Origin of the sequence: Aliiglaciecola sp. SL4, assembly GCF_041538045.1 — a bacterium.
Taxonomy (GTDB): Bacteria; Pseudomonadota; Gammaproteobacteria; order Enterobacterales; family Alteromonadaceae; genus Aliiglaciecola.
Genome location: NZ_JBGOSE010000011.1, coordinates 33,747 through 46,736 on the forward strand (window position 1 = coordinate 33,747; position 12,990 = coordinate 46,736).

A 12,990-nucleotide genomic window follows, 5' to 3' on the forward strand; every position below is an offset into this window, starting at 1 on the left:
TTAATATGTCGACTAATAATGCCCAAGCCGACGAAATTAGTTTCACCCAGTATCAACAACTTATTAAGGCATCAGGACCTAAATTTAGTCAACAAAGCGCCAGCTGACATACAAGGTTACTGGAAAAATGCTAAACAAGGCCAAAATGCTGCGTTTATGGCAATGAAACGAGTGTGAGAGGAATTGATGTTGATACTGTACAACGTAAAGTGATGGAAGCGACGGGGTCTATTCCATTGATGTGGAGTACCGGACACCCAGTGGGATATGTTGCCCACGATACAGGGCCAAATTTGGGTGCTTCACGGGCTGTGAGTGTTAGATCTGCTTCGTTACTAGCCTTAGCCGAAGGCATGACCTTTGCGTTCGATGGATTTTACAGTTGGTCGCTGGAAAATGGTCAAGGAAAAAGTATTTCAGTAGAAGAATTGGTGCATATCACTGAAGACGGCGCTGAGTATTTAATACCACCGCAACAAGAGCTTATTCTAATTAAGTCTCAGTCGTTTCGACACTCACTTTATGCAGATGCTGCAACGCTTGAGCGACCAGCATCTGCGAACATTCAATACAGGTGTCTAGATCAAATTCAAAGTACATTCGATAATAACGCCAACTCGATGCACTTAAATTATGACGAATATTGGCCGCGGTTTTAACAATTTCAGGTTCAGCGGTATTTGGGTAAGTTTCCGATAACAATTGGGTCAATTCTTCTAGTCGCGCTTTTGCTGATGTCGACAAAACACGTTGAAATAACTCACCTTTTAGTAATACCAACACTTTTCGCTGTTGATTATCAAGCTGGGTGTAAAACTGTGAGATATAGTCAGGCAACTGAGTTATCTCTGTGGGAAAATCGGGCAACTCTAATTGCCCATACAATCGCTGTGTAAGTTCATCTAAAAATGCCTCTCGACTATCAAAATATCTGAATATGGTGCGCTCAGAAATATTTGCACGTTGGGCAATTTTCTTAAAGCTGATTTCATCTACATCTAGCTTATCAGTCAATTCACATGCCGCACTCAAGATAAGATTGCGGGTAAACTCTAGTTTTTTTTGCTGCAATGTTGTCATTGGATACTAATGTTTTGTCATTTATGTTGTTATCTTGACATAGGTGCTGACTTCTGTCTAATATTTATACTGATAATGTGTCACAAAAGGGCATTTCAGATGGAAACGAGAGCTATAATTAAACATGCAAGTGATGAGAATTGGTTAGCTGTATTGGGGATGAAACTGAAATTCTTGTGTACTGCAGACGATACTAACGGGCGTTACTCAAGTATGTTAAATACAGTCCCTAAAGGGCTAGGCGCGCCTCCCCATTCTCATCCTTGGGATGAAGGCTTCTATGTGCTAAAAGGGCAAGTTGAATTGCGCTTAGATGATACAGTTTCGTTATTGAATCCAGGTGACTATGCCTTGGTACCAGCCAATCACGTGCATGGATTTAAAGGGGTATCTGATGAAGAGGGATTGTTCATTGCATTTGAATCTCCCAGTCATTCCCATCATTTCTTCCAGGAAATTAATGATAGAGTAAAAGCGATGCCTGAGGATTTACACAAAATGCCAGATATTGGTGAACGGCATAAAGTCACCTTTGTTTGAATGGCTCAAGCTCTATTCTTTTAGGAGTAATTTTTGGATCGCAAACAATAGATGAACAATAACGCGTTTTACATTACAATCCGCGACTTTAATTTTCACTAGTGTTGGACTCAAATGGCAGCGATTGGCATAGATTATGGCACCTCAAATTCTGAGGTGGTTTTTTTTGATGGTGAAAAACACCAATTTATTAAACTCGATCCTGATCTAGATGCAGCTAACAAAATCCGCTCTTCAGTCTTTATTTATTATGAAGACGATTTACCGTTGCCTCCGGTTGGGATTATTGAAGCAAAAGTAGCACAGATTAAACGTGCCATAAACGATCAAATTGAAAAAGCTAAACAAGGCTATTACGAGGCTTCAGATCCAAGAGAACAACGCATATACAGCGAAAAAATAGATGATTTTCGTGGCCAATTGCATAACCTACCAGCGCTGCAACGCAAGGCTATTCAACTGTTGTTAAAAGACATGACAGTGCAAGATTTATCCTTGCAACAATTGGTTGAAACAGGCAAGTTCGCGTTTGGGGAAGAAGGATTTAAACGGTATTTAAAAATGCCGGATAAAGGACGTCTAATTTACTCGCCGAAGAACTTTTTAGGGGCGACTCTAATTGCCGGTCAGCAACAAGCCTTTGTTGGAATTATTGCTAAACAACTAGAGTTTTTTCGCCTAAGTGCCGAAAAGCAACTGCAAACCACAGTAGATACAGCCGTAATTGGCCGCCCGGTTAAATTCCACGGTACACGAGGAGATGCGGGCAACAATCAAGCCATCGATATTATGACGCAAGCTGCGCAAAAAGCCGGTTTTAGCAAGGTTGAATTTCTCGAAGAGCCCATCGCTGCTGCCTATCAAATTGAACGTACCCTAGAAAAACCTACCAATGTGCTGGTGGTCGACATAGGTGGTGGTACTACTGATGTGTGTTGCATTAAATTATCTCCCCAGAAGCGAGAGAATTTGGACCGTCAACAAGATGTTCTTGCGGTCACAGGAACACGTTTGGGGGGAATGGAATGTGATAAAAACCTCATCGTAAAATCCATTGCGCCAACAATGGGGCAAGAGTTATTAACACATAGCGGTTTACCCATACCACCTACCTATTTCTCGGATATGTGTGCCGTTGATGATATTTCCAAACTTAACCGGTTTTTCTCTGAAGACTATGGTTTGGAAATCGCACAAACTATGTCTATTACTAAAGATCCTCGACTGTTAGAACGCTTGTTGGTTGTGCAGGAGCAAAAACTCTCTGCCAGACTCGTCAACTCCTCCCGTCTAGCCAAAGAGTTGTTGTCCTCTAAAGATGAAGTGACCTTACCACTGCATTATATTGAACCAGACTACGATGTTAATATTACGCTGACTGATTTGAACCGCTCCATGCAAACTTGGATGCGGCGAGTAAAACGTTTAGTGACTCAGTGTTTAGACAATAGCAGTGAGCCACCAGAAATGTTGTTTATAACCGGTGGTATGAGTTTGTCACCCATCGTTAGAAAAGAACTGCAAGAAGTGATGTTACCTCACCTTCCCGTGATGCAAGGTGATGCATTTAATTCAGTATGTGAAGGGCTGGCAATTCAAGCTAGTAAATTAGCTAAAACGAATTAATCTCAATCGCCACTCGTCATTTCAATAGCGCATAAACTACCGCCGGATAGCTAGTCTGGCGGTAGTTTAGCGTTGTTTATATGCGAGGTTATTTATGCTGCAATACGATGCGATAATGGGGCTTTCCATTGCGCAATTTATCTAGCGCTTCATTAACTTGCTCAAAAGGAAAATATTCTGTAACCGGCTCAACTTTGTGAAGGGCTGCAAAATCTAACATGGTTTTAATGGTCGCTGGACTGCCAACTGGCGATGAGGAAACTGAACGTTGTCCCGCCATCAATGGGAACAAACTTAAGTCTAACGGCTCTGTTGTGGCACCAACAAAATGTAAACGACCTTTAGGCGCTAGTGTAGACACATAGGCATTCCAGTTAAGTTTCACATTTACCGTGGATATTATCAGATCAAAGGTACCTGCTGCGGCTTTCAATTCTTCATCTGAACTACTATTAAGTACCTTATGGGCACCTAGTTTAATGAGTTCGTCTTGCTCTTTACTATTTCGCGTGAAGGCGGTGACTTCGCAACCCCAAGAATTTAGAAACTGCAAGGCTAAATGGCCTAGACCACCAATACCAATTACCGCTACTTTGTCAGTGGGTTTGATGTCGAATTGCACCAAAGGGTTAAATACCGTAATACCTCCACAAAATAATGGACCTGCACTTTGTGGATTCAACTCATCGGGTAGGGCAACAACCGCAGTTGCTTGAGCGCGGACTCTATCGGCAAAACCACCATGACGACCACCTAAGGTTAGCTCTGCTGATGAACATAAGTTATGATCTCCCGATTGGCAGGTTCTACAAGCATTGCAGTAACCGGATTGCCAACCGAGTCCTACTCGTTGGCCGACTTTTAGGGAAGTAACATTGTCACCAATGGCATTAATCACACCGACTACTTCGTGACCAGGCACAAAAGGGTACTGAGTATAGCCCCATTCATTGTCTAACATGCTCAGATCGCTATGACAGATACCACAAGATTCTACGCTAATATCCACATCATCCTGTTGTAACGGACCCGGATCGTATTGAAATTTTTCTAATTTGTCTCCAGCGGCATTGGCTGCATAGGCATTAATCATTTGTATTCCTCGCATTTTTTAGATTTTGGCTTAGTAGCCTTCAATGGGGTTATTTTATTGAATCGGTTGGAAGTAACAATAGATGTAAAAGAAACTCAGAGTTTCTGATATGGAAACAATGTGCTAGGGTGGTGATAAATAGAATAGGTGGGTTACTTCCCTTAAATCGTCAACAGAGCTGCAAAGATACTCACATGATAAATAATCAGATCATCGATTTAAAATTATTACGGCATTTTGTGGTCATTGCCGAAACCCTGAGTTACACCGAAGCGGCGAATATACTCAAGGTCACTAAGTCGAAGTTAAGTAAAGATATTGCAAAACTGGAAGGGGAGCTTGGGAGTAAAATTTTCGACCGCTCTTCGCGGGTGGTACGTTTATCCGAAGCGGGAAAGATTCTATATAGTCGAGCATTGGTGTTGTTAGAAGACTCGAATCATTTGTTTAACGATATTAAAACTTTGAATAGCAGTGTATCAGGGAAATTAAATTTGGCTGCGCCTCCAGCTTTAGGACGAGTATTGAGTAATCATCTTTTGCCAAACTTTCTCGCGACTTGGCCACAAGTTAGCCTGAGCCTTAAGCTCTCCTATGAATATGAAAATTTATTCAAAGAAGGCTTAGATTTAGCCTTTCGCATGGGGAAAAACCAACACGAGAACCTCATTCAACGGCAAATTGGTAAAGCTAATCGTGTGCTGGTGGCATCACCGGATTATCTTAAAAATCATGCAATTCAGGGCGTTGAGGATTTAAAAAACTGCAAAAGTGTGCAGTTTTTTGAGCCTGCACAAAGTACTTGGACACTGCAAAATCGCACAAAAACTGAATATGCATCGGTTCCTGTGGCATTTCAGTGTGCTGATTTTGTTGCAGTGTTAAACTGCGTGAAAAATCACTTAGGTATTGCCCAATTGCCTTGGTTTCTGGTGCGAGATGCCATTGAGTCTGGTGAGCTAGAGCATGTTTTACCTGATTGGCTAAGTCCTAGTTTGCCAATTTACATGGTCTATCGACAGGGGTTTAATAAACCCAATAAGCTCGCCGAATTCCTAAATTATATTGATGAGCATAAAACCATGTTCGATTTAGAGTTTAAGAGATTGTCAGAGAGTTGAAGTTATTGAATTAACCTAAATCGATAAATTGTGTAACGGCTTTAGCTATTGATGGGAAGGCAATTTCACTGACATCAATTTCGTTTAACCCTATCCAATGGGCTTCTAGTATTTCTGACTTTTCTAAATGTATTATTGGTTTATCGTTTAGCTCACAAACAAACACACTGTCTATGGTGTGGTAATTGATATTTTTGTATAAATATTGATTGGGGAAAGAACATAAATATTGCCATTGTTGCGGGGCAATAGATAAGCTTAATTCTTCCATTAACTCTCTGCTTAAACCTTCTTCTAGTGTTTCATGATAGTCCACAAAGCCACCGGGCAAGTCTAATTTTCCTTTGCAGGGATCTTTTGCTCGAACAGTAAAAAGTAGTTGGTCTTGATATTTTATAATTCCTGCAACACCGGCGGCGGTGTTGTGAAAATACACAAAGTCGCAATGACCACAACGCCAGTAGCGCTGAGTTTCAAAACTGATATCTGTACTTTGACATTTCGGACAATGCTTAAACATGGGTAATACTTTTTATTATGGAATGCATAGGCTGATTATTTTACATGAAAATCCAAAAAAGTAGTGCCTAAGGCGTTGGCTTGGGGATAAAAATTTGAATAAAAGCACTAGGTTAGAAAATTATTGGGCAGACTTGTGCCTGCACAACAATGATCAGTTTATCAAGAATTGAGCTTAGGCTTTTTGACACAATACAGTCTGAGTAAACCCACATGTATTAATAAAAGTAACCAATATATAATGCCACCCTGGCGCAAAACTTCGTCTTCTAGGGCGTCACAGTTATCTATGGATCCGCCAGAGATGGGTTCTAGTTTGACAGCCACATAATGCGTCGTTTCCACTTCGGCGCCATAATCATCATAAATAATTTCCCCAGATAGATTACGACTAGCCTCTGTCACTGTGGCGGTGGCAACAATGGTGTTATCGTCATTGATGCTTTGGGCCTCAACGATGTTATAGGCACTATTACATTCTATTAAGGTATTTATTTCGTTGAAAATGTCATTTCTATAATCATATAAAAAAGCGCCTGTTCGACTGGTGCCAGATGTGGTGAACTCAGACTCGCCATAACCTATGATCATGTTCTGGTCATTAATATCTGTGGCATAGCTATTCGCTGAGGTATAAAAATCATCTGGATATTCGGTGACGTCTGCATCCACATCGTGAACAAAAAACTTGTTCACCAGGCTACCGTTTACTAGCTTTGAAGCATAACCTACTACTATGTTGTCGTTATTAATTGCCGTAGCCGTGCTGGAATAAACCTCTTCATCTTGGTTGATGGTACTGACTTCATCATCTATATAAATAGCGGCAGAAGTGGTGACAGTGGTGGTATCAAAGTAGTAGCCGGGGGACTCTCCTACAGCCACACCATAATCATTAATGGCGACTGCAGTGCTACTATAAATAGTTTCATCGTCACTTTCAGGTGCAATTAACATGGCTAAAACGTAAGTATCTCTAATACTTCCTCGTTCATCTACTTGCCAGATAATGCCTCTGCGTTGTGAAATGGTAGAAACGCTAGTATTAAGATCAATACTTAAACTACGCAAACATGACTCTTCTGGTACATCCCCTCGTAAATCATCATTTGCACAGTCTTCCACACTTTGGGCAAACGCTTCAGATACTAATTCAGTGGTTCCAAAACCAACCACTTGATTGCTGTCGTTGATATCAAACGCGTAACTTAAACCACCCGCGGTTGTTTCTGGTGGCGGTAAGGCAACCTTATCACCATCTATGTAGGCAAACCCTCTGACATAAAAGTCATTTAATACATAGGTTATATCGTCAATATCTTCATTGATATAATCGAGGGTGTAAAATCCATCATGACTGTAGCCTACAGCATAACCAAAATCGTTAATTCCCTGTGCACTTACATAAGCACTATTCGTGTAATCGTCCGTTTCAGAGTCAAAAATATCAAAGCCATGCAGCTCTTCAGCGTCTGATTCTGTGGCGATATAGGCATTTAGAGCGGAAATCTGTTGGTATAACTGATTCTCAGCAGAAGATTGAATATAACTGTAAAGGAACGCATAGTCCTCGTCGTTAAAATCACCTACCTTTGCCGACTCAACATCGGTTAGATAAATAGACAATGCATCGAAGTTGAGTAGCGATATATCAATCGGTGGATTGTATTTATTCACAAGGTTGACGGTCACTTCACCAATACTATTTATGTCTGTGGGAGACGCACTGTCACCCAACTCGGTAAAGGGTAACTCTATTACTTGATATTGCGCAGCATAGACCTTAAAACCCACTAAAATGGAGCAAGACAGCGCTATTACAAGTTGGATCTTTTTCATTGAATTTCCTTTTTACTACTTTTTAGCCTCGCCGCAGGCAAATTTCAGGTATGTCCTTTAGCAGACACAATTTTGTTGTGCCTGCTTCTAGTCTGAGTTTTTTATAAAATTTGCGAGTGAGGTGTTGTCAGATTACTTGTCAGATTTTTGGTTAACTAAGGTCATTTGATAACCAGAAGGCATAGACTCATTTTTTGAGAATATAAGAAACTGTTCTACGCTGTCTTCATCTAACGTCATCGTCAAACTATCCATAATGACGTCGGTACCGTCGATAGTGGCAATGGCGAAAATATCATAGGTATTATTCAGTAAAGTAACTGAACCACTGCTGGTTTCTAATACCGATAATTTATTTTCAGCCGTTGAGATGATTTCGTCATTTAATACAAAGTAGAAAGTCACTCGACTAAAATCATCAGAGTCGGATAAGTTAACTACTTTGATTCCATGGCTATAGATACTGGAAGTGTTACTTTTGGTAATGGTTAGTGATTTTATCGTGGCTTCGTAACCATCAACAACCCCATCACTGTCTTCATCAATGTCGTTATCTTCATCATCATCAATAGGGTCAATTTTGTTATAAATAAAGATGGTACTATCTGCATTTTCATCCAGACTTAATAGAGCATCACTGATATAGGTATCTTCAGTGTTAAAATCAGTCACATCAAATCCATAGTCACCATTTGCGGTGGTTGTAGAGTCACTGAACTCGCCTATGCCAAGGCCTTCAAGCAAGATTTCTGAGGCATCACCTAATTTGACATCAATATTGATATAACCGTCATAGTTCGGCAGGTATTCACTTTCAGCCACACCATTGTAGAAACCAAAGGTGGCTTCTGAATCAACATCGTTCAACAAGGTTGCGCCGTTAGTACCAATGCTGTCGATAGCAAAAGGTGATGAACCAACCCCTATATTTTCTCTCAACACGATGACGTATTGGCTTACTGTGGTATAGGATTGATCAGTTGAAGTGTAGATAACCTCATCACTACCCGCTTCGGTGATGTAGAAAATATATTGGTCTTGATCCATTTTTATATTTTCAGACAACTCGGTATAGCTGCTGGTGTTAACAAATACTGCTTCGTTAAAGGTTTCATTATCCGCAGACATATATACGTCAACGTTTTGATAATCAGGATGAAGATTTAATAAACGGAGATTAAACAGGTCATCGTCATCATCATCGTCGTCATCTACGACTTCAATATCAAATTTTAATACCTCTGGTTCTCTAATATCGCCAATCATAGCAAGAAAGGTGATGCTATCAGAGTTGATACTGAGTTGTTCCTGATAGACCATTTCCAGATCACTACGGTCACTACTTTCTTCATCCTGCCAGGCTAGTTCCACATAATAGCTTCCCGTATCCAACTCATTATTTGCACTAACTTCTGCAAACTCAACCGCGCTATACGTTAGCTCAATTTCATCATCATCATCATTATCTAAATCTTCATCTACTGTGAGGTAAACGCCAGAGGCATTGGCTGATGCATTATAGAATTTAATATAACCTGAACTATCGTCGTCACTGCCGCAGCCAGTTAATAGAAATAGCATTAAACCCAAACATACCCAGGGGTAATAAGTGAATTTTGGGGTTGTCTTACTGATTTTCATGGATTCTCCAGATTAATTATTGTTAGGAAAAGCGAGGTGATGAGCATAGATGTCATTTTTCTCACAATGGCGATTCGGACAGGGGGAACGTTGATTTGTTCACAGATGAGGAGGTCTTTACAGAAACTTTACGATCTCAATGGAATTGTTACGTGAGTAGGAAATAAAACCTTAAGAATGTGTAACAGCATTATCAATGGAAAAACTTATATGGCGTTTTGAAAGCCAGCGTTATATCTCAATTTGCGTTATGTCATCAAAATACCAACATAGAATTTAATGCCTGTTGTAGCACCACCGGATCCTAAAACCATGACTGGCGGTGGTTCTGATGATATGGGAGATATCTCTTGGGTGACACCTTCAATGTGGTTGTCATATCCATCTAATATTCCTAACTTGCCTGGACATCATTGGTCAAATGCAGTGGCCATGGCTACACCTATTGCTCACAAAGGTATTGTTGCAGGCGGTAAGGCCCATGCGATGACTATGATCGATCTATTCACCGATCCTGAATTGATGGCAGAGGTACAGGACTATTTTGACAACGTACAAACCAAGGACGTTAAGTACCAATCGTTTTTACGTGATACCGATGAACCACAAATTCATTTGAATGAGAAAATCATGGGTGAATTTCGTGAGAAGTTAAAACCTTTTTATTACGATCCTGAAAAATATGATACTTACCTAGAGCAATTAGGTGTTGAATATCCAATGGTGAAGAAATAATGAAAAGTCGCTTCTTCTCAAATTTATTTAAACCTAGCCTACTGATTAAGTTTAGTTTAATGACTATTTTGAGTGTGGGTATTGGTCAAGGTAACGCGACTGGCTTAAATGGAAATGAAGAGCAAGCGGCTAACGATAACAAACCACAATCTCAATTAAACAAAGAAATAATGAAACGATATCGAGAGAAAATGCGGGCTGATTACTATGAAGCGAATAAAGCAAAAGTGGCTATTAATCAGCAAAGCGTAAAATATCCCACTGTTAAGGCCAAACCTTAAAACAGTTGTGGTAGATAAATTACAATAACGATTTGTGTTCGTGTGTGTGCTCCCAAGAGCAACTTCCAGCACCCCAGGGTCTTCCTTGAGGTGCTGTTTTTTTGCTTAACCGTTTTAATTTAGCTGCGACTATTTATTTTCGACCTATTTTCCGTCTAACCAACAAATGAGGCTTAAATTGCTAGTTGGTCAACCATATCTTTTGCCAATAACTCAATGGCTTCTGACCGCACTTTTTGTGGGTTCAATAAACATACACCAATGTGTCCTAAGTCCGGCAAATCGGCTTGTGGTGGCAATACAAACAAGCCTGGCGGTACAGTACTCCTTGCCAGTACCGTAATTCCCAAGTCTTCATTAATAGCAGCTTGAATACCGTTTAGATCTGAAATGGTGTACACAACTTGCCATTGTTTCTTGCATTTTCCTAAAACGTGGGTAGCGCGTTTACGGTAAATACAAGGAGCGGGGGCGGCAATTATAGGGAGTTTATTGGGAACTTTATTTACGTATCTCTGACTGCCCACCCACACCAATTGATCGGTGATGATAAAGCCTTCTTGTTCAGGATCGGGTTGTTCTTGTAGAGATAAGATCAGGTCGAACTGGCTTTTTAAAGGTTCACAGACTAAGTCTTTACTTAATGCGCAATGTACTTCTAAGGAAACTTCAGGGTATGTGTGGGTAAAACGCCGTATTATTTTCGGCATTAAGGTGGTTGAGAATTCACTTGGAATGCCTAACTTGATATTACCACTGACCTGAGGTTTACCAAATTCAGCCATTGCTTGATCATTTAGCATCAATATCTTCATGCCAAACTCTAACAATTTACTGCCCGCTAAGGTGAGAGTAAGTCGATTTCCTTCTCGCAGAAAGAGTTTTTCTCCAACTACTTCTTCTAGTTTTTTTATTTGTAAACTGATAGCTGGTTGGGTGCGTTTTAGACGCTCTGCGCACAATGTATAACTACCTGTTTGCGCAATTGTCACAAACGATCGTAAAAAATCGATAGATAAATTTTTCATGGCTTCACTCCTGATGCAAGTGGTTGGCATTTATGTTTATGCCTTGTTAAAGCCATATTAAAATCTTATGAGCTCATATTTATTATTAATTTTATTTATTGCTTGTGTAGTTCTAGCATAGAGTTTCTCGAAAGGCAATGGACATAAAAAAGATGCAACTAAATAACCCGTTAAAAACTGTAGACCCTGATATTTTCAATGTAATAGAAGATGAAGAAAAACGACAAGAAGCGCATATTGAATTGATAGCGTCAGAAAACTATACCAGTCAAGCGGTGATGGAAGCACAAGGTAGCGTGTTAACAAATAAGTACGCCGAAGGTTACCCTGGTAAACGCTACTACGGCGGATGCGAATTTGCCGATAAAGCGGAAACCTTAGCAATCGAACGAGCTAAACAACTTTTTGCGGCCGATTACGCCAATGTTCAACCTCATTCAGGCTCTCAAGCAAATGCTGCTGTGTACATGGCACTGCTAAAACCTGGCGATACTATTCTAGGTTTAAGCTTAGATCATGGTGGACATTTAACTCATGGTGCAAAGCCAAACTTCTCAGGCAAATTATATAACGCCATTCAATACGGCTTAGATACGGATACCGGTGAAATTGACTATCAACAAGTGGCTGAATTGGCGCATATTCATCAGCCGAAGATGATTGTTGCAGGCTTTTCTGCTTATTCCCGGGTGGTAGATTGGCAAAAGTTTAAAGATATAGCGCAAAGTGTTGGTGCCTTTTTGTTTGTGGACATGGCTCATGTGGCAGGTTTAGTGGCAGCGGGTCTATATCCTAACCCAGTGCCTATAGCTGATGTGGTGACCACTACTACCCATAAAACCCTGCGTGGACCCCGTGGTGGTCTGATTTTGTGTCAGTCTAATCCTGAGCTGGAAAAGAAATTCAATTCTTTGATATTCCCAGGTATTCAAGGTGGTCCTTTAATGCATGTTATTGCCGCAAAAGCAGTGGCATTTAAAGAAGCTTTAGCCCCTGAATTTACCACTTATCAACAACAAGTAGTTGATAACGCTCGAGCAATGGCTGATGTGTTTTTAAAGCGTGGTTATGGCGTGGTTTCTGGTGGAACCGACAATCACCTGTTCTTAGTGGATTTAATCGCTCGCGGAATGACAGGTAAAGAAGCGGATGCGTTACTTGGTTCGGTGAACATCACCGTTAACAAAAATACCGTGCCTAATGATCCACAATCACCTTTTGTGACCAGTGGAATACGCATTGGTACACCTGCAGTAACCTCAAGAGGATTTAAAGTAAGTCATGTAGCTGATTTAGCAAATTGGATATGTGATTTACTGGATAACCCAGAGGACCCTATGGTGAGTGAGCAAGTGAAGTCTAAGGTTGCAAAGCTGACCGCTGAATTTCCAGTTTACGGATAAATAAAAAAAGCGCTGTATCATAGATACAGCGCTTTTGAATTGTTAACCTTGTAGCTAATTATAACCCTTAGGCAAAGGCTATTT

General features: G+C 40.5%; 12 protein-coding genes and 1 pseudogene. 7 read left to right on the plus strand and 6 right to left on the minus strand.

The genetic code is table 11. The features are described 5' to 3' along the window. Positions 1-212 precede the first annotated feature (212 nt). Positions 213-386 (plus strand): annotated as a pseudogene (locus AB6T38_RS14905) (aminopeptidase P family protein); the annotation flags it as partial. A gap of 106 nt (positions 387-492) precedes the next feature. On the opposite strand, the gene AB6T38_RS14910 reads toward AB6T38_RS14905, so the two are convergent. Next, entirely contained in the window at positions 493-1,080 is a 588-nt protein-coding gene (locus AB6T38_RS14910; protein WP_372548055.1) for a TetR/AcrR family transcriptional regulator, read from the minus strand. A 99-nt stretch (positions 1,081-1,179) separates the two neighbouring features. Here AB6T38_RS14910 and AB6T38_RS14915 point away from each other — a divergent pair, with 99 nt between their 5' ends. Together AB6T38_RS14915 and AB6T38_RS14920 are read left to right on the plus strand one after the other, a co-directional pair. Next, positions 1,180-1,620, plus strand: a complete 441-nt coding sequence (locus tag AB6T38_RS14915; protein ID WP_372548056.1) for a cupin domain-containing protein — start codon at positions 1,180-1,182, stop codon at positions 1,618-1,620. 114 nt (positions 1,621-1,734) lie between these two features. Further along, the gene (locus AB6T38_RS14920) at positions 1,735-3,246 is read left to right on the plus strand and encodes an Hsp70 family protein (RefSeq protein ID WP_372548057.1); all 1,512 of its coding nucleotides are present in this window, start codon (positions 1,735-1,737) and stop codon (positions 3,244-3,246) included. Between the two features lie 88 nt (positions 3,247-3,334). On the opposite strand, the gene AB6T38_RS14925 is transcribed toward AB6T38_RS14920, so the two are convergent. Further along, positions 3,335-4,339, minus strand: a complete 1,005-nt coding sequence (locus tag AB6T38_RS14925; RefSeq protein WP_372548058.1) for an NAD(P)-dependent alcohol dehydrogenase — start codon at positions 4,337-4,339, stop codon at positions 3,335-3,337. 194 nt (positions 4,340-4,533) lie between these two features. Here AB6T38_RS14925 and AB6T38_RS14930 point away from each other — a divergent pair, with 194 nt between their 5' ends. After that, positions 4,534-5,460: a LysR family transcriptional regulator gene (locus AB6T38_RS14930; protein ID WP_372548059.1), complete on the plus strand. Its 927-nt coding sequence runs from the start codon at positions 4,534-4,536 to the stop codon at positions 5,458-5,460. Between the two features lie 10 nt (positions 5,461-5,470). Here AB6T38_RS14930 and AB6T38_RS14935 read toward each other — a convergent pair whose 3' ends face one another. The 3 genes from AB6T38_RS14935 to AB6T38_RS14945 form a co-directional block, all read right to left on the minus strand. Continuing rightward, positions 5,471-5,980 carry an NUDIX domain-containing protein gene (locus AB6T38_RS14935; RefSeq protein WP_372548060.1) on the minus strand — a complete coding sequence of 170 codons (510 nt, stop codon included), beginning with the start codon at positions 5,978-5,980 and terminating at the stop codon, positions 5,471-5,473. A gap of 161 nt (positions 5,981-6,141) precedes the next feature. Continuing rightward, positions 6,142-7,818: a DUF3466 family protein gene (locus AB6T38_RS14940; RefSeq protein WP_372548061.1), complete on the minus strand. Its 1,677-nt coding sequence runs from the start codon at positions 7,816-7,818 to the stop codon at positions 6,142-6,144. A 132-nt stretch (positions 7,819-7,950) separates the two neighbouring features. Next, positions 7,951-9,459: a DUF4397 domain-containing protein gene (locus AB6T38_RS14945; protein WP_372548062.1), complete on the minus strand. Its 1,509-nt coding sequence runs from the start codon at positions 9,457-9,459 to the stop codon at positions 7,951-7,953. A 279-nt stretch (positions 9,460-9,738) separates the two neighbouring features. Between AB6T38_RS14945 and AB6T38_RS14950 the strand changes: the two genes are divergently transcribed. Next, positions 9,739-10,194 (plus strand): hypothetical protein, encoded by a 456-nt coding sequence (locus AB6T38_RS14950; RefSeq protein WP_372548063.1) that lies wholly within the window; start codon positions 9,739-9,741, stop codon positions 10,192-10,194. Continuing rightward, positions 10,194-10,475, plus strand: a complete 282-nt coding sequence (locus tag AB6T38_RS14955) for a hypothetical protein (protein ID WP_372548064.1) — start codon at positions 10,194-10,196, stop codon at positions 10,473-10,475. Before AB6T38_RS14950 ends, AB6T38_RS14955 begins: the two co-directional genes overlap by 1 nt. Positions 10,476-10,648: 173 nt before the next feature. Here the strand turns inward: AB6T38_RS14955 and AB6T38_RS14960 are convergent, their stop codons facing one another. Then, positions 10,649-11,503 carry a LysR family transcriptional regulator gene (locus AB6T38_RS14960; RefSeq protein WP_372548065.1) on the minus strand — a complete coding sequence of 285 codons (855 nt, stop codon included), beginning with the start codon at positions 11,501-11,503 and terminating at the stop codon, positions 10,649-10,651. 152 nt (positions 11,504-11,655) lie between these two features. On the opposite strand from AB6T38_RS14960, the gene glyA reads away from it, so the two are divergent. Beyond that, positions 11,656-12,906, plus strand: a complete 1,251-nt coding sequence (gene glyA, locus AB6T38_RS14965) for a serine hydroxymethyltransferase (protein ID WP_372548066.1) — start codon at positions 11,656-11,658, stop codon at positions 12,904-12,906. The last annotated feature ends 84 nt before the right edge of the window (positions 12,907-12,990 follow it).

Excerpts from the sequence above, each read along its gene's own strand:
- AB6T38_RS14940 (WP_372548061.1), bottom strand. The coding sequence starts at position 7,818 with ATGAAAAAGATCCAACTTGTAATAGCGCTGTCTTGCTCCATTTTAGTG.
- AB6T38_RS14960 (WP_372548065.1), bottom strand. The coding sequence starts at position 11,503 with ATGAAAAATTTATCTATCGATTTTTTACGATCGTTTGTGACAATTGCG.
- AB6T38_RS14935 (WP_372548060.1), bottom strand. The coding sequence starts at position 5,980 with ATGTTTAAGCATTGTCCGAAATGTCAAAGTACAGATATCAGTTTTGAA.
- AB6T38_RS14930 (WP_372548059.1), top strand. The coding sequence starts at position 4,534 with ATGATAAATAATCAGATCATCGATTTAAAATTATTACGGCATTTTGTG.
- AB6T38_RS14925 (WP_372548058.1), bottom strand. The coding sequence starts at position 4,339 with ATGATTAATGCCTATGCAGCCAATGCCGCTGGAGACAAATTAGAAAAA.
- AB6T38_RS14950 (WP_372548063.1), top strand. The coding sequence starts at position 9,739 with ATGCCTGTTGTAGCACCACCGGATCCTAAAACCATGACTGGCGGTGGT.
- glyA (WP_372548066.1), top strand. The coding sequence starts at position 11,656 with ATGCAACTAAATAACCCGTTAAAAACTGTAGACCCTGATATTTTCAAT.
- AB6T38_RS14910 (WP_372548055.1), bottom strand. The coding sequence starts at position 1,080 with ATGACAACATTGCAGCAAAAAAAACTAGAGTTTACCCGCAATCTTATC.
- AB6T38_RS14945 (WP_372548062.1), bottom strand. The coding sequence starts at position 9,459 with ATGAAAATCAGTAAGACAACCCCAAAATTCACTTATTACCCCTGGGTA.
- AB6T38_RS14920 (WP_372548057.1), top strand. The coding sequence starts at position 1,735 with ATGGCAGCGATTGGCATAGATTATGGCACCTCAAATTCTGAGGTGGTT.
- AB6T38_RS14915 (WP_372548056.1), top strand. The coding sequence starts at position 1,180 with ATGGAAACGAGAGCTATAATTAAACATGCAAGTGATGAGAATTGGTTA.
- AB6T38_RS14955 (WP_372548064.1), top strand. The coding sequence starts at position 10,194 with ATGAAAAGTCGCTTCTTCTCAAATTTATTTAAACCTAGCCTACTGATT.